This window comes from Pseudomonas sp. SJZ074, assembly GCF_007828215.1.
In the GTDB taxonomy this organism is placed as follows: domain Bacteria; phylum Pseudomonadota; class Gammaproteobacteria; order Pseudomonadales; family Pseudomonadaceae; genus Aquipseudomonas.
In genome coordinates this window covers 1-16,295 of sequence record NZ_VIUE01000041.1, presented here as the reverse complement: position 1 = coordinate 16,295, position 16,295 = coordinate 1, and the positions used below count along the sequence as shown (strand labels likewise).

General features: G+C 65.2%; 11 protein-coding genes. All 11 read left to right on the top strand.

Annotated elements, in window-relative coordinates:
• Positions 1 to 36 precede the first annotated feature (36 nt).
• The 11 genes from tssJ to tagQ all read left to right on the top strand — a co-directional run bounded on the left by tssJ (position 37) and on the right by tagQ (position 15,848).
• Positions 37 to 543, top strand: coding sequence for a type VI secretion system lipoprotein TssJ (tssJ, locus tag FBX99_RS26890; protein ID WP_144929075.1), 507 nt, complete (start codon positions 37 to 39; stop codon positions 541 to 543).
• A gap of 15 nt (positions 544 to 558) precedes the next feature.
• Positions 559 to 1,893 carry a type VI secretion system baseplate subunit TssK gene (tssK, locus tag FBX99_RS26885; RefSeq protein ID WP_145133513.1) on the top strand — a complete coding sequence of 445 codons (1,335 nt, stop codon included), beginning with the start codon at positions 559 to 561 and terminating at the stop codon, positions 1,891 to 1,893.
• A gap of 6 nt (positions 1,894 to 1,899) precedes the next feature.
• Entirely contained in the window at positions 1,900 to 3,204 is a 1,305-nt protein-coding gene (locus tag FBX99_RS26880; RefSeq protein WP_144929078.1) for a DotU family type VI secretion system protein, read from the top strand.
• Positions 3,201 to 6,701, top strand: coding sequence for a type VI secretion system membrane subunit TssM (tssM, locus tag FBX99_RS26875; RefSeq protein WP_144929081.1), 3,501 nt, complete (start codon positions 3,201 to 3,203; stop codon positions 6,699 to 6,701). The genes FBX99_RS26880 and tssM overlap by 4 nt, the downstream gene beginning before the upstream one ends.
• Positions 6,698 to 7,351: a type VI secretion system-associated protein TagF gene (gene tagF / locus FBX99_RS26870; RefSeq protein ID WP_047698342.1), complete on the top strand. Its 654-nt coding sequence runs from the start codon at positions 6,698 to 6,700 to the stop codon at positions 7,349 to 7,351. Before tssM ends, tagF begins: the two co-directional genes overlap by 4 nt.
• Entirely contained in the window at positions 7,352 to 8,083 is a 732-nt protein-coding gene (locus FBX99_RS26865; protein ID WP_144929083.1) for a PP2C family serine/threonine-protein phosphatase, read from the top strand. It abuts the gene before it with no gap.
• Positions 8,080 to 11,178, top strand: a complete 3,099-nt coding sequence (locus tag FBX99_RS26860; protein ID WP_144929085.1) for a serine/threonine-protein kinase — start codon at positions 8,080 to 8,082, stop codon at positions 11,176 to 11,178. The genes FBX99_RS26865 and FBX99_RS26860 overlap by 4 nt, the downstream gene beginning before the upstream one ends.
• Entirely contained in the window at positions 11,178 to 11,894 is a 717-nt protein-coding gene (locus FBX99_RS26855; RefSeq protein WP_144929115.1) for an ABC transporter ATP-binding protein, read from the top strand. The genes FBX99_RS26860 and FBX99_RS26855 overlap by 1 nt, the downstream gene beginning before the upstream one ends.
• A complete protein-coding gene (locus FBX99_RS26850; RefSeq protein ID WP_145133511.1) occupies positions 11,894 to 13,090 on the top strand; it encodes an ABC transporter permease in 1,197 nt (398 codons plus the stop codon). Before FBX99_RS26855 ends, FBX99_RS26850 begins: the two co-directional genes overlap by 1 nt.
• Positions 13,083 to 14,828 (top strand): SUMF1/EgtB/PvdO family nonheme iron enzyme, encoded by a 1,746-nt coding sequence (locus FBX99_RS26845; RefSeq protein ID WP_144929089.1) that lies wholly within the window; start codon positions 13,083 to 13,085, stop codon positions 14,826 to 14,828. The genes FBX99_RS26850 and FBX99_RS26845 overlap by 8 nt, the downstream gene beginning before the upstream one ends.
• Before the next feature lie 84 nt (positions 14,829 to 14,912).
• Complete coding sequence (gene tagQ, locus FBX99_RS26840; RefSeq protein WP_144929091.1) at positions 14,913 to 15,848, top strand: type VI secretion system-associated lipoprotein TagQ; 936 nt, start codon at positions 14,913 to 14,915, stop codon at positions 15,846 to 15,848.
• Positions 15,849 to 16,295: the final 447 nt, after the last annotated feature.

Below are 16,295 nucleotides of genomic sequence, written 5' to 3'. Positions count from 1 at the left end.
AACAACGGATAGCTCAAACGTCATTGAGGACGCAGGATGATTCCCAGGTTTTTACTCGCAGTTGCCACCGCGCTTCTGTTGACGGCGTGCGCCAAGGATGCGGCCAAACCCCAGCCCGAAGAAGCTGAGGCCGATACCGCCGCCGTCGAGTTGCACTTCCACGCCATCAACGGTCTCAATCCCGGTGCCACCGGCCAGCCGGCTCCGGTGCGGGTGCGGATTTTCGAATTGAAAAATGCGGCGACCTTTGGCCGCTCCGATTATTTCGCCCTGGCCGAACGGGCCCAGGCGACCCTGGGCGCCGATCTGATCGATCAGGACGAAGTGCTGATCCAGCCCGGCCAGCAGTTGAGCCTGCAACGCGACCTCGACCCATCGACCCGCCACATCGGCATCCTGGTCGGCTACCGCGAACTGGATCAGTCGCTGTGGCGCACGGTGTTGAATGTGCCGCCGCGTGCTTACACCGAATACCAGATCAGCCTCGATGTGCGCGCCGTGCGCAGCGACGTCGTCGTTCCCCCATCCAGCCCTGCCCAATAAGCAATCGGAGCCCCCATGTCCTGGAACAATCGCGTGGTCTGGTCGGAAGGCATGTTCATCGGAACGCAGCACTTCCAACAGCACGACCGTTACCTGGAAAACCTCATCGACGCACGCAGCCGGCCCCTGTCGGCCGGCGCCTGGGGCTTTTCCGAATTGCTCATCGACCAGGGCCTGTTGGCCCAGGGCAAGCTGGCGATCATTTCGGCACGGGGCCTGTTGCCGGATGGCACGCCCTTCAACATTCCCCAGGATGACGTGGCGCCGACCCCGTTGAACATCGACGACAACCTGCGCGACGGCCTGGTCTACCTGGCCCTGCCGCTCAAGCGCGCCGGCGCCCGCGACACCGTGGATGAAGGCGAGCCCCTGGGCGCTGCGCGTTATGTCAGCCAGGTCAGCGAAGTGCGCGACGACAACGCACCATTTGAAAACCGCGCGCCGGTGGCCCTCGGCTCCCGGGCGTTGCGCCTGTTGACCGCCCAGGACGGCATCGGCGACTACGCTGCCGTCGGCGTCGTGCGCATCAAGGAGAAACGCGCCGACCGCGCCCTGGTGCTCGACGACACCTACATTCCGCCGCTGCTGGATGTGGTCGCTTCCAAGCCGCTGACGGCGTTTCGCAGTGAGCTGCTGGGCTTGCTCCATCAACGCGGCGAAGCCCTCGCCGGACGGGTGGTGGCGTCCGGCGCCGGTGGTGCTTCGGAGATTGCCGACTTCATGCTGCTGCAACTGGTCAACCGTGCGCAGCCGCTGGTCCAGCACCTGAGCCAGTTGAGCCCGCTGCACCCCGAGCGCTTCTACAGCGAGCTGGTGGCGTTGGCGGGGGAGTTCTCCACCTTCACCGCGTCCGGGCGACGACCGCAGGAATACCCGCCCTACCAGCATGACGACCTGGTGCTGAGCTTCACGCCGGTGATGCAGGCATTGCGCGAGGCCTTGTCGATGCTGATCGACAGCAAGGCCACACCGATTCCGATTGTCGAAAAAGCCTACGGTATCCACGTGGCGATGCTGGCCGACAAGACCCTGCTCGACAGCGCCAGTTTCATCCTGGTAGTGCGCGCCGACGTTCCCGCCGAAACCCTGCGCAGCCGCTTCGGCCAGCAGAGCAAGGTCGGTTCGGTGGAGCACATCCGCGACCTGGTCAACCTGCAACTGCCGGGCATCGGCCTGTTGCCGTTGCCGGTGGCGCCACGTCAGCTTCCGTACCACGCCGGTTCCACCTACTACGAACTCGACCGGGGCAGCGACCACTGGAAGCAGCTGGGCAACTCCGGCGGCTTTGCGTTCCACATCGCCGGGCAGTTCCCTGGGCTGAACCTGGCGTTCTGGGCGATCCGAGGATAATTCGCGATGAGCAACGACGATCGTACCCAGTTCATGCCAACGCCCGGTGGCCGTGGCGCGGACCCGTTCCGCCCGGATGCCGGACGCCCTCAGCCAGCACCCGCGCCGCTGTCGATGCCGGCCGCGCCGGTGCTGACCGGCAAGGCCCAGGGCCTCAATCCGCTGGAAAGCGCCGCCGGCCCGCTGTTGGCCCTGCTGACGCGCCTGCGCAATACCATCGCGCACCCGGCCCCGGCCAGCCTGCGCGCACAACTGCTGGCCTACCTGCGCCAATTCGAAGAGCGCGCCGAGGCTGCCGGTGTGGTGCGCAACGACGTGCTGCTGGCCCGCTACGCCTTGTGCACCGCGCTGGACGAAGCGGTGTTGAGCACCCCCTGGGGCGGCACCAGCGATTGGGGCAAGCAGAGCCTGCTGATCACCGTGCACAACGAAGCCTGGGGCGGCGAGAAAGTGTTCCAACTGCTGGAGCATTGCCTGCAAAGTCCAAGGGAACGCTTGTACCTGCTGGAGCTGCTGTACCTGTGCATGTGCCTCGGTTTCGAGGGGCGCTACCGGGTGATGAACGACGGTCGCAGCCAACTGGAAGCGTTGCGCGAGCGCACCAGTGCGGTAATCCGCAGCGCCCGGGGCGACTACGAGCGTGAACTGTCGCCGCACTGGCGCGGTGTCACCGTGGCCCGCGATCGGCTGGCGCAATTCATGCCGCCGTGGATCGCCGTGGCCATCGGCGCGGCCTTGCTGCTGGCGCTGCTGTTCGGCCTGCGCATGAAACTGGCTTCCGATGCCGAACCGGTGTTCAAGAACATTCACTTCCTGGGCGAAATTCCGGTACAGACCATCGACCGCCCCGTGGTGCAGCCGAAAGTGGTCGAGCGCCCACGCCTGGCAGGCTTTTTGGCCGATGAAATCCGCGCCAATCGAATTGCCGTGGAAGACGCCGTCGACCGCTCGGTGGTGACCATCCGTGGCGACGAGCTGTTCGCCTCGGGCAGCGCCAGCATCAAGGACGATTTCCAGCCGCTGATGCTGCGCATCGCCGATGCGGTGCGCAAGGTCAAGGGCCAGGTCCTGGTCACCGGCCACAGCGACAATCGGCCGATCGCCACGTTGCGCTTCCCGTCCAACTGGGCGTTGTCCGAAGCGCGGGCGCAGTCGGTGCTGCAGATTCTGGCGGCCAAGACCGGCCAGCCCGAGCGCTTCAGCGCCGAAGGCCGCAGCGACACCGAACCACTGGCGTCCAACGCCACCACGGAAGGGCGTGCACGCAACCGTCGGGTTGAAATCACCGTATTGGCGGAGGGAGTCGAGTGAAGGCGTTTTTCAGTTTCATGATCCGCTGGGTCATCCCGTTGCTGGGGCTGATTGCCCTGAGCCTGATCATCTGGTTCGTCGGCCCGCTGCTGGACTGGCTGGTGCCCGAAGGCCGGCGCTGGGCGTTGATCATCCTGGTGTTCGCGGTGTGGATCGCCTACCGCGTGTTCCGCATCATCCAGGCCCGCCGCCAGGCCGCCGAAGTCATGCGCAGCCTGGCCGAGCAGACGCCACCGGACCCCACCAGCATCGCCACCGCCGAGGAACTCGAAACCCTGCGCCAGCGCATGGACGAAGCCCTGGCGCTCTTGAAGAAGGCCAAGCTGGGTGGTGACGAGCGCCGTAACCTCTACGAGCTGCCGTGGTACGTGATCATCGGTCCGCCGGGTTCGGGCAAGACCACTGCGTTGGTCAACTCCGGGCTGCATTTCCCGTTGGCCGCCCAATTGGGCGCCGGCGCGGTGCGTGGCGTAGGCGGTACGCGTAATTGCGATTGGTGGTTTACCGATCAGGCGGTCCTGCTCGACACCGCCGGACGCTATACCACCCAGGACAGCGATGCGACGATCGACAAAGCCGCGTGGCTGGGCTTCCTGGGGCTGTTGAAAAAACAACGGGCCCGGCGTCCGATTGACGGTGCGTTCATCGCCATCAGCCTGTCCGACTTGCTGCTGGGCAGCGACGCCGAGCGCGCCGCCCATGCTGCGGCGATCCGCCTGCGTATCCAGGAGCTGTACACCCAGCTGGGTGTGCGTTTCCCGGTCTACCTGATGCTGACCAAGCTCGACCTGGTACCCGGGTTCATGGAGTACTTCGACAGCCTGAGCAAGGAAGAGCGCGCCCAGGTCTGGGGCATGACTTTCGCCCTGGACGATGGCAAGAGCAACGACAGTCCGCTGGCGCACCTGCAAAGCGAATTCGCCGGCCTGGAACAGCGCCTCAACGACCGGCTGGTGGAGCGTCTGCAACAGGAGCGCGACCCGGCGCGGCGTGATCTGATCTACGGTTTCCCGCAGCAGTTCGGTGCCTTGAAGGATTGCCTGCAAAGCTTCCTCGACGGCGTGTTCAAGCCCAACGCTTTCGAAGAGCGCGTGTTGCTGCGCGGTGTGTATTTCACCAGCGGCACCCAGGAAGGCAGCCCGATCGACCGCCTGATCGGTTCCATGGCCCAGAGCATGAACCTGGACCGCCAGCATCTGGCGCGCCAGACCGGCACCGGGCGCAGCTACTTCATCGAAAAACTGTTCACCGCCGTGGCCTTCGCCGAGCGTGGTCTGGTGGGCGTCGACCCGAAGGTCGAGCGTCGGCGCAAATGGATCGCCCGGGGCGTACTGGCCTCCACCGTGCTGGTGGTGTTGGTGGTCAGCACGTTGTGGTGGGTCAGTTATCGCGCCAACCAGGCCTACATCGCCCAAGTCGACCAGAAGGTCGCGCCACTGGGCCAGACCGTGCAGAACCTCAGCCCGGCACAGCGTGACGTGCTCGCGGTGCTGCCGTTGCTCAACGCTGTGAAACACCTGGCGGGCGATGCGCCGGATTGGGCCGAGGGCCTGGGTCTTTACCAGGGCGACATGCTCGAAGCCGAATCCGGCAGCGTCTATCGCAAGTTGCTGATCGCGGTGTTCGCGCCGCGCCTGCTGACGCGCATCGAAGAGCAACTGCACAGCGGCGGCAATTCGGATTTCCTCTACGAAGGCTTGAAGGCCTACCTGATGCTCGCCGACACCGAGCATTACGATGCCGACTTCATCAAGGCCTGGATCGCCCTGGATTGGGACCGCAGCCTGCCGCGGGATTTGCCGGCCGAGCAGCGCCAGGCCCTGACCGCGCATTTGCAGGCACTGTTCGAGCGCCGTCCACCCCTCGCGCGCCTGGACCAGCGCCTGGTCGAAGACCTGCGCCGCCAGTTGCAGCAATTGCCAGTGGCCCAGCGGGTTTACGATCGGATCAAGCGGCAAAAACTGCCCGAAGGCATCCCGGACTTCCGCATCAACGAGGCCGCCGGGCGTGACGCCGCGCTGGTGTTCAGCCGCAAGAGCGGCAAGCCGTTGGGCGAGCCGCTGAGCGGGTTCTTCACCGTCAAGGGTTACCGCCAGGGCTTCTTGCTCACCAGCCTGAGCCAGACCGGCACCCTGGCCGAAGAGCAATGGGTGCTGGGCCACGAAGAGGCCGATCAGCAGAACGTTGCCAGCCTGGCCGCCGATGTGCGCCGGCTGTACTTCCAGGACTACCAGCGCCAATGGGATGCCTTGCTCGCCGACATCGATTTCGTGCCGATCACCAGCGTGGCCCAGGCCGCCGATGTGCTGCGGGTGATCTCCGGGCCGACCTCGCCGTTGAAAAAACTGTTGGTGGCGGTGGCGAAGGAAACCGACCTGCAACAGGACGAACGCCTGCTGGCCGCCCAAGGCGCGCCGGTGGAGGGCGGCGTGGACAAGCTCAAGGAGCGCCTGGGCAGCTTGCTCGGCCAGGAACAGGCGACGCAAAACGCGCCGCAGGCCAGCGATGATCCGATCACGGCGCACTTTGCCGAGCTCAATAGCATTGTCAGCAAAAACGACGGTGAACCGGCCGCCATCGATGGCCTGCTGGCCGACATGAACGCGCTGTACGTTCAGGTCAGTGCCATGGTCGGCGCCAGCGGCGATGCCTTGCTCGGCGAGGCCAAGAACCAGGCCGCGGCCGCCGCCACCCGGGTCAGCCTCAACGCCGAGCGTCAGCCGCCGTTGGTGCAAGGGCTGGTCAAATCAGTGGTCAATTCCACCACCAACAGCATGATGGGCGGGGTGCGCAATCAACTGAACGCCGCCTGGACCAGCGAAGTGGTGAACATCTACCGCCAGTCCCTGGCCGGGCGTTATCCAATGTCGCCGGGCAGTGCCCGGGATGCGACCCTCGATGACTTCGGCCAGTTCTTCGGCGTCGGCGGGGTGATGGATAACTACTTCCGTAAGTACCTGCAACCCTACGTCGACACCTCTACCCCGACCTGGCGCTGGCAGCCGGGCGCGGCACAGAAGCTCGGCATTGCCCCTGGCGCGCTGCAGACTTTCCAGCGCGCGGCGGCCATTCGCGATGCGTTCTTCCGCTCCGGCGGCACCCAGCCGATGGTGCGCTTCGAACTCAAGCCGGTGGCGATGGACTCGACCATCACCCAATTCCTGCTCGACCTCGACGGCCAGCAGTTGAGCTACGACCACGGCCCGAGCCGTCCGACCGCCATGCAATGGCCGAACCCGGGCAGCATCGGCGTGGTGCGGATCTCCATCATGCCGCCGTCTTCCAGCGGTCGTTCCGGTATCACCCTGGACGGGCCGTGGGCCTGGTTCCGCTTGCTGGAGCAATCGGATCTGACCGCCGGCAACTCGCCGGATCGCTTCAACCTGCGGCTGCGGGTCGATAACGCCAGCGCCTCTTACGAGCTGCGGGCCAACAGTGCCTTCAACCCGTTCAGGAGCCGCGTGCTCAGCGGCTTCAGCTTGCCGGAGCGGCTATGAGTACAGCGGGTTTCTATGGAAAGTTGGCCAGCCGTGGGGATTTTGTCAGCCGTGGCTTGCCCCAGAGCTTTATCGGTCCGTGGGACTCGTGGCTGGCGGCTGGCTTGCTCGCCAGCCAGACCAGCCTCGGCGAGCGTTGGCTGGACGCCTATCTCGTCAGCCCGCTATGGCGCTTCATGGTCGCCCCCGGCGTGTGCGGGCCGGACGCTGCGGTTGGGGTGGTGATGCCGAGCATCGACCGGGTCGGCCGTTATTTTCCGCTGACCGTCGCGGTGCTGCTGGAGCCCGATGCAGACCCGGCGTCGGTGGTTGGCGGTGCGGACGAATGGTTCGAGCGGGTGGAGAACCTGCTGCTGAGCACGTTGAGTGTAGAAGCCACGTTCGAAGCCTTCGGCGCGGAGCTGGAAAACCTCGGCAGCCCGATGTTTTTGCCACGGGTGCCCAGCAGCCGGTTTGCCAGCCTGCATCGCTTTGATGCCACCGACCCGCAGCGGCGCATGAGCGCCCTGGCCGAGTCGGCCTGCGAAGGGGCGAGCCTGTGGTGGGGCCAGGGATCGGAGCGCATTGCCCCGGGGTTGATGCGCTGTCAGGGATTGCCGGCAGCCGCTGATTTTGCGCAATTTTTGCTCGGCCAAGAAGGTGTTGTATAGATGCGTCCAAGTGCCGGAAAAGCAATCAAGTCTGCAAGCAAGAGCCATGTCGGCATGGTTCGCCAGGTCAACGAAGATGCGTGTCTGGACCTGCCGGAAAACGGCCTCTGGGTGGTCGCCGACGGCATGGGCGGGCATGCGGCGGGCGACTACGTCAGCAGCCTGATCGTCGACAGCCTGCGCAACATTGCCGTGGGCCGTTCGTTGGACGAATACGTCGCGGCGCTGCAAAGCGACCTGCTACGGGTCAACGCCGCCGTGCGGGAAGAAACCGCCAACCGTGGCGTGACCATGATGGGCAGCACCGTGGTGGTACTCGCCACCCGTGACTTGCGCGGCATGTGCCTGTGGGCCGGCGACAGCCGCCTGTACCGCCTGCGCGATGGCGTGCTGGAAGGCATCTCCCGAGACCACAGCTACGTCCAGGACCTGCAGGACAGCGGCCTGCTCAGCGAAGCCGAAGCCCGGGTGCATCCACGGGCCAACATCGTCACCCGCGCCATTGGCGTCGAGGCGCAGTTGAACGTGGCGATGACCGAGCTGCTGTTGGTACCGGGCGACAGCTATCTGTTGTGCAGCGACGGGCTGACCAAGACCGTCGAAGACGAAGAAATCCGTGAAGTATTGAGCCACGACGAACCCGGCGAAATCGCCAGCAGCCTGGTCTCCCTGGGCCTGATGCGCGGCGCCCCGGACAACATCACCGTGGTGGTTGTGAAGGTGCCGGCATGAACCCCGTTTCGAACATCCAGATCCCCGGCTACGACATCGACGGCGAGATTGGCGAAGGCGCGATGGCCAGCGTTTACCTGGCGACCCAGCGCTCCCTGGAGCGCAAGGTGGCGCTCAAGGTCATGGCGGCCGCATTGGCCGCCGACCCGACGTTCTGCGAACGTTTCCTGCGCGAAGGCAAGACCCTGGCGCGTCTGTCGCATCCGCACACCGTGACCATCCATGACATCGGCAATGTCGGTGAGCTGTATTACATGGCGATGGAATACCTGCCCAACGGCACGCTCAAGGAGCGCATCGCCGCCGGCCTGTCGCCGGAGCAGGGCCTGGTCTACATCCGTCAGATCGCCTCGGCCCTGGGGTATGCCCATGGCCTGGGCCTGGTGCACCGCGACGTCAAGCCGGCGAACATCCTGTTCCGCGCCGATGGTACGGCGGTGCTCTCGGACTTCGGCATCGCCAAGTCCCTGGATGACCGCACCCAGTTCACCCAGGCCGGTTTCGCGGTGGGCACGCCGAGCTACATGAGCCCGGAGCAGGCTCGCGGACAGGATATCGACGGCCGCGCCGACCTGTATGCCCTGGGGGTGGTGCTCTACGAAATCCTCGTCGGCAAGTTGCCGTATACCGGCAACGATGCGCTGTCCACGGCCCTGGCTCACCTGACCGAACCACTACCGGAACTGCCGGTGCACCACGGCCGCTACCAGGATGTGTTGCGCAAGCTGTTGGCCAAGGACCCGGCGGAACGCTTCCCGGATGCGGCGGCGTTGTTGCGGGCGCTGGATAACCTACCCCAGGACTCCGAAGCGACGCTGATCCGGCCCATGCCGATCCCCGTCCCGCCCGTTGCGAAGGCCGATGACCTGGCGGGATTGACGCCGATGTCCATCGACATCCCGAGCGGTCCGGCGCAGCCGCAATCGCAACCCCGGCCAACCCCGCCACCGGTGAGCCCACCTGCGCGGCCGGTCGTTGCGCCATCGCGCAAACCCCCGGTATTCGCCCTCGCCGCCGTTGCGGTGGCCGTGACGCTGGCGTTGGGCGGGGCGGGTTATTGGTGGCTGTCCGGCGACTCCGGCAAAAAAGACACGAAGACGCCGATAGCATCGACCTCATCGACCAAGCCACCGGTGAAGACGCCTGACGCGCCGCCGGTGAAAACCCCTGATACCACGCCGGCCCAGCCGCCCGTGTCGCCGCCGCTGAATCCGCCCGTGGCGACCCAGGCCGATGGCGGCCAGCGTCCGCTGTTGATGGCCGGCAAGAAAACCCTGTTCCAGCGGGTGCTCAGCAAACCGGGGGCGACGCTCGTCGACGAACCGGGTGCCGCGCCCGGCAAGGCCCTGCCGGCGTTTTCCGTGCTCTACGTGTACCAGCGCAAAGACGTCAACGGCAGCCCGTGGGTGCGCGTCGGCGCTGCCACCGACGGACGCAGCGACGGCTGGCTGCCGGCTGCCCAGGTCAGCGACTGGAAACAGAGCCTGGTGCTCAAGTTCACTGAACGCTCGGGTCGCGCGCCGGTGATGTTCCTGCGCCAGCCCGGCGAAGTGGAAAAGCTGCTGGCTAATCCTTCCAACGCCAAGAATGTGCTGCTCAAGGCCCAACAGAACCCGACGGACAACCAGCAGGTGCTGGCCCTGGAACCGGCGGCCAGCGCCGTGCCGCAGAACCAGTTCTACCTGTTACCGATCTTCGATTCGCGCGAGAGCTTCGACGAGAACGGTCAGCCTGTGCAGTTGTTGAACGTGGCCTCCATCGACCCCGGCAGCACACCTCGGGCCGCGTCCAACAACACGCCGATCCTGACCGCCAACGCCGATGCGTTCCGTACCGCCGTGGTGCTGGTGGTGGACACCACCGTGTCCATGCAGCCCTACATCGATCAGGTGCGCGACGTGGTTCACGAACTGCAGACCCGCATTGCCGAGCGTGGCGAACTGGACAGCGTCAGCTTCGGCTTGGTGGGTTTCCGCAGTAGCGTCAAGAAAACTCCAGGCCTGGAATACGTCGCCAAGACCCTGATCACCCTGGAACAGGGGCGCGACCCGCAACGCTTCCTGGACCTCGCACGGCAGGTCAAGGCCTCCACCGTGTCGAGCCATTCGTTCAACGAAGACGCGTTTGCCGGCGTGATGGAAGCGGTGGAGGGCATGGACTGGTCCGGCTATGGCGGACGCCTGATCCTGCTGATCACCGACGCCGGCGCCCTGCGCAAGAACGACCCGTTTGCCGCCACACAGATGAACGAAGCCGAAGTGCGTCAGGCGGCCCTGGGCAAGCAGATCAAGATCTACGCCTTGCACCTGCTCAGCGACGCCGGCAAGAAAACCCATGCCGGCGCCCAAAGCCAATACCGCACCCTGACCGCCGACGCCAACCCGCAGATCGGTGACCTGTACATTCCCGTCGCCGGCGCGGATGTGCGCAAGCTCGGCGAGCGGGTGGACGAGATCGGCTCGGTGTTCGCGGATCTGGTGCATCAGGTGCGCAGCAACAAGCCGCAAAGCGTTCCGGCGCTGGGCGCCGCACCGAGCCTGGCCGACAAGTCGGCGGCCGTGGGCTACGCGATGCACATGGATTTCCTTGGCCGCAAGACCGCCAGCCAGGCGCCGCAACTGGTCAGCGCCTGGACCGCCGACCGCGACCTGACCAACCCGGCGCTGCCGGCGTTCCAGGTCTGCGTGATGCTGACCAAGCTGCAGCTCAACGACCTGCAACAGTCGCTGAAACTGATCGTCGACGCGGCCCGCAAGACCCAGAGTTCGCCCAAGGATTTCTTCCAGGAAATCGCCAGCGCCAGCGCCTACATGAGCCGCGACCCCTCGGCCTTGCGCAAGGGCGGCAACCTGGCCGACGGCGGCATCCTCGGCGAGTACCTGGAAGGGCTGCCGTACCGCAGCAAATCGCTGAACATGACCCAGGACCTGTGGTTGTCCTTGAGCGTGGCCGAGCAGGAAGACTTCATCGACGAGCTGGATTCGAAAATCCGCCTCTACGAAACCTTCCACAACGACCTCGCCAACTGGGTGCGCTTCGGCGATGCCGAGCCAGGCGATGCGCTGTACCGCGTTCCATTGTCGACCTTGCCATGATGCTGAGCCTGAGCGCGGTGCACAAAAGCCGGGGTGCCGGCAGCCAGCGCTACAGCCTGGTGATCCCACGGCTGCAGCTGCGTGCCGGTGAGCAACTGGCGCTGGTCGGCCCCAGCGGCTGCGGCAAGAGCACCTTGCTGGACATGCTGGCGTTGGTGCTGGCGCCGGATCAGGCCGGGCAGTTCGACTTTACCCCTGCCAATACGCCGTTGGACATTGCCCGGCTCTGGCGAGGCGCCGAGCAAAGTGAGCTGGCGCAGCTGCGCAGCCGGCACCTGGGTTATGTGCTGCAAACCGGCGGCTTGCTCGGGTTCCTGAGTGTGCGCGGCAACATCGAATTGTCGCGCCAACTGCTCGGTTTGAAGGATGACGGCAGCGTGGCGCGCCTGGCCGGGCAACTGGATATTGCCGATCAACTGGACAAGAAACCGGCGGACTTGTCCGTTGGCCAGCGCCAGCGGGTCAGTTGTGCCCGGGCCTTGGCCCACGGTCCGCGACTGCTGCTGGCGGATGAGCCGACGGCGGCCCTCGACCCGTTGAACGCCGAGCGGGTCATGCAATTGCTGGTGACCCAGGCCCGCGACAGCGGCGTGTGCTGCGTGGTTGCCACCCACGATGAAGCCCTGGCCCGTGCCAGCGGCTTGCAGGTACGGCGCATCAGTTGCCGTCGCGACGTCGACGGCGGTGTCACCGCCACCCTTGGGGAGGCTTGCTGATGCGCGGCGCGCTGGTGGCTTCCCTGGCCTGGCAGGACTATCGCAACGACGCCTGGCTGTCGGCCTGCTCGGTACTGGCCTTGGTGGCGGTGGTGGCGCCGTTGCTGGTGCTGTTCGGGCTGAAATTCGGCCTGGTCAGCAGCCTGACCGAGCGCCTGCAGAGCGACCCGGCCACCCGGGAAATCATTCCCCTGGGCGGCGGTCGCTTCAGCGCCGGGTTCATCGAACAGTTGGGCCAGCGCGGCGACGTGTCGTTCGCCTTGCCGCGCACCCGGCAGATCGCCGCGACGGCGGATCTGAACAATGCGACAGCGGCCGTCACCGTCGAGATGATTCCCACCGCCGCCAACGACCCCTTGCTCGAACACCTGCCGTTGCCCCAGGGCCTGGACGAGGTGGTGCTGAGTCAGACCGCTGCCGAAAAGCTCGGCGCCAAGGCTGGCGATTGGTTGCAGGCCAGTTTCGGCCGGCAAGTGGCCGGTCGCAGTGAGGCGCAGCGGACCCGGGTGCGGGTGCTGCACGTGTTGCCGCTGGAAGCCTTCGCCCGTGATGGATTGTTCGCGCCACTGGCCTTGCTGGAGGCGGCTGAGGACTACCGCGACGGGCGTGCCGTGCCCGCGTTCGGCTGGCCGGGCGATGCGGTGGGCATGGCCGGGCAGCGCGTCTACCCGGCATTTCGCTTGTACGCCCGCAGCCTCGGCGATGTGGAGCCGCTGCGGCAGTATTTTGCGGCGCAGAATCTTTTGGTGTCGACCCAGGCCCAGACCATCGCACAAGTGCAATCGTTGAGCCGCAACCTGTCGATCGTGTTCTGGATCATCGCCGGGTTGGCGTTGGCGGGGGCGTTCGCAGCGATTTTTGCCGGGGCGCTGGCGGCGGTCGAGCGCAAGCGGCGGGAGCTGTCGGTGTTGCGCCTGTTGGGAGTATCCACCGCCGCGCTGCTGCTGTTCGTGGTGCTGCAAGCGCTGTACAGCGCCAGCTTCGCGGCTCTGTTGAGTGCCGGGTTGTACGGCCTGGCGCAGTCGGGCCTGAATCATTTATTTGCACAGATGCCGGGCGAGTACGCCAGCCATCTACTGCCGCGTCACTACGCCCTGGCCCTGCTGGCCGTGCTCGGCGTCAGCGCCGTGGCGGCGGCCTGTGGCGGCTGGCGCGTGGCGCGCATCCAGGCTTCTGAAGGAATTCGCGATGTATAAGTTACTGGGCGCCGCCGTGGCGCTGAGCCTGGCCAGTCTGGCGGCTCTGAGCAACCTGGCAAGCGCTGATGAAGGCAGCGACAAACTGGACAACCCCAAGCCGTTGCCCGATGACGTCAGCCTGCCGCTGCCGTGTGACGGGCAGATGGTGTTCCGCTACGTCTATATCCTCGCCCAGGGCACCCTGGACGACCGCGAGATCAGCCTGGGCTACCCGTTCAGCGAAGGTGAGGCCGGCTACCAGCAGTCGTTCATTTCCGGCTACCGGCGCGACTTCATCAACGGCCAGTTCACACTCAAGGACCTGCCCAAGGACTGGAACAAGACCATCACGCCGTTGATGCCCAAGACCGACGCCCAGACGCCGCTCAAGCCGATGCTGTATTTCATCGGTAAATACGAAGTCACGGCGCGTCAGTACGCCCAGGTCATGGCCCAGGCGCAGTCTCTGGCCAGCGGCGAACCGGCACCGGCCTGCGAAACCCTGCAAGCCGAGCTGCCCCAGGGCATGGCCGGGCGCTTGCCCAAGGTAAAACTGTCGAAGTTCGAGGCCGAGCGTTTTTCGGCGGTGTACAGCGCCTGGTTGATGAAATACCACAAGGATCTGCTGCCGGTGAGCGGTCGCGGCACCTCCGCTGAAGACGGCGGGTTGGGTTTCGTGCGCCTGCCCACCGAAGTCGAGTGGGAATTCGCCGCCCGTGGCGGGCAGGCCGTCAGCCGCCAGGACCTGGAAGGACGACTATTCCCACGGCGTCTGGAAGGCAGTGAAAGCGACGGGCCATTGGCCGATTGGGCGGTGTTCAACCAAGTGGCCGGCGGCACGGGCCAGGCGGCGCGACTGATGCCCATCGGCACCAAGTTGCCGAACCCCATCGGCCTGTTCGACGTGATCGGTAACGCGGCCGAGATGGTCCAGGAATCTTTCCAGCTGGTGCATTCCGGACGACGCCAGGGCGCCTACGGAGGGTTCGTGGTCAAGGGCGGTAACTACCTGGAAGGCGAGGGCACGCTGTTTACCGGCATGCGCCGCGAATACCCCTTGTTCGCCGCCGATGGCACCGAGCAGAGCAACGAAACCACCGGTTTCCGGGTGGCCGTCGGCGCGTTGTCGGCACCGCGTTCGCGCTACAAGGAACTGTTCGCCCAATGGCAGAAAGAAGGCCGCCTCGCGTCCCTGACCGATGCCATCGACGACGTCCAGGATCCGACCAAGCGCCTGGACAGCATCATCGCCGCCAGCGTCGACCCGCGCCTGCAAGCCGAGCTGGGGCTGGTCAACGAAGAGCTCAAGCGCAACGTCTCGCTCATCGCCCAGCAGCGCGAGGAAGCAGCCGGCAACCTGATCCAGTCGGCGGCCCTGGTGGCCGAGACCGTCAACAACTACAACATCCGCCTGACCAATCTGCAGCGCAGCCACCAGGCGGCGGTGGACGCCAAGGACGATGCCAGCGCGCAGCTGTTCGCCACGGCCATCGACAACGGCCGCAGCGCGCTGGATGGCGCGGTGGCGATCTATATCGACAACCTGGCGACCGGCACGCGTTACACCGATGCCGTGATCCAGGCGCAGTTTCAACGCATCAAGGAGGAGATGGAGCGCAAGCCGGTACTGGGCAAGAGCCTGGTGGCGCGCGCCACGTTATTCGTTCGTCATGTCGGGGATTATCGTCAACAAAAACGAGCCGACCCGGCGGCGATATTGAAGGAATTGCTGGCAACGAGCGCCCTGCGGTCTTGAGTGCTCAATGTTGGCAAGCTTGGAGGGAACCCAGGCGGCGTCGGGCCGTGCTGGGTTGGTCAAAACTTAAAAGAGAACACAACTATGCTTTTCTCCCGTAAACCTTCTGCTTCGGTTTCCAAGCGTCATTTGCTGATGGTCGCTGTCGGCTTCAGCACCGTACTGACCGGTTGCGCGACATCGCCGACGTCCAAGGTCGCGTCGAGCACCAAGGTCGAGTACTACCCGAACTGCTACGAGCCGGTGCAACACCTGCGTGCCACCGAAGGCAACATGACCCAGTCGGTCATCACCGGTGCCGCCGTCGGCGCAGTCGGCGGTGCGCTGCTGGGCGTCCTGACCGCCGACAAGGAAGACCGTGGCCGCAACGCCGCCATCGGTGCCGCGGGCGGCGCCCTGGCCGGTGGCGCAGTGGGTTACTACAACGAGCGCCAGAAGCAGATCGCCGATGACAACCAGCGCATCGCCTCCTACGCCGCCGACGTCAATAAGCGTGTGGGCGACATCGACCGCAGCACCGCCTACGCCAAGGCTTCGCAGCAGTGCTACCAGAGCGCGTTCACCAAACTGGTCGCTGACCGCAAGGCCAAGACCGTCAACGACACCGAAGGCCGCAAGCGCCTGGCGGAAATCGTCGCCGGCCTGAAAGAGTCCAACGACCTGATCGTCGCGGTCAACGGCAAAGCCTCCGAGGACCTGAACAACTACACCCAGGCCTACGAGAAAGACCTGCAGCAAGTGGGTGTGCAGCGCACTGACGTGGTCACCGTGGCAACCGCCGAAACCACACCAGTCGTGGCGCCAACCAGCAAGACCAAGAAAGCCGTGAAGCCGGCGAAAAAGCCTGTGCTGCCAACCGTGCCGAAAGAAGCGGTCACCACCGAGAAAACCCTGCAGACCGCCAAGGCCAAGCAGGATGAAAGCAAGCAGGTCGCCAGCGCTGGCACCACTCAGGTCAACAGCATGTGCAAAAACCCGGACCTGGGCGACTGGGCACCGGTTCCTTGCCCGAATGTTTGATTGAGTGATTGCTGCTGATCACGCCTTTGCCGGGGTGATCAGCGCATGCAGAACTTGTGGGAGCGGGCTTGCTCGCGAATGCGTCGGTTCAGTTGGCATCTGTGTTGCCTGACCCACCGCTTTCGCGAGCAAGCCCGCTCCCACAGTTGTTTTGTGTGTATCGCAATATCAGCAGCAACCTAGATCTCCTGTGGGAGCGAGCCTGCTCGCGATGGCTGCTTTATTGAATACATATCCATTGCTGCGGTAACGGCCACTGGCGGTTCCGCCCTTACGGCGGGTCACTTTTGGCAAACGCCCCAAAAGTAACCAAAAGGTCTGTGCCCCACCACTCGGCACCTCGCCTGGGCGAGGTGTTCCCTCACTCCGGCATTGCTCCGTGGGCCCGCCGCGAAGGGCCATCCATGGCCCAGCGCGGCTATCCCGGCATCCATGCCGGGATGCCCA

Excerpts from the sequence above, each read along its gene's own strand:
- tssJ (WP_144929075.1), top strand. The coding sequence starts at position 37 with ATGATTCCCAGGTTTTTACTCGCAGTTGCCACCGCGCTTCTGTTGACG.
- tssK (WP_145133513.1), top strand. The coding sequence starts at position 559 with ATGTCCTGGAACAATCGCGTGGTCTGGTCGGAAGGCATGTTCATCGGA.
- FBX99_RS26880 (WP_144929078.1), top strand. The coding sequence starts at position 1,900 with ATGAGCAACGACGATCGTACCCAGTTCATGCCAACGCCCGGTGGCCGT.
- tagF (WP_047698342.1), top strand. The coding sequence starts at position 6,698 with ATGAGTACAGCGGGTTTCTATGGAAAGTTGGCCAGCCGTGGGGATTTT.
- FBX99_RS26865 (WP_144929083.1), top strand. The coding sequence starts at position 7,352 with ATGCGTCCAAGTGCCGGAAAAGCAATCAAGTCTGCAAGCAAGAGCCAT.
- FBX99_RS26860 (WP_144929085.1), top strand. The coding sequence starts at position 8,080 with ATGAACCCCGTTTCGAACATCCAGATCCCCGGCTACGACATCGACGGC.
- FBX99_RS26855 (WP_144929115.1), top strand. The coding sequence starts at position 11,178 with ATGCTGAGCCTGAGCGCGGTGCACAAAAGCCGGGGTGCCGGCAGCCAG.
- FBX99_RS26850 (WP_145133511.1), top strand. The coding sequence starts at position 11,894 with ATGCGCGGCGCGCTGGTGGCTTCCCTGGCCTGGCAGGACTATCGCAAC.
- FBX99_RS26845 (WP_144929089.1), top strand. The coding sequence starts at position 13,083 with ATGTATAAGTTACTGGGCGCCGCCGTGGCGCTGAGCCTGGCCAGTCTG.
- tagQ (WP_144929091.1), top strand. The coding sequence starts at position 14,913 with ATGCTTTTCTCCCGTAAACCTTCTGCTTCGGTTTCCAAGCGTCATTTG.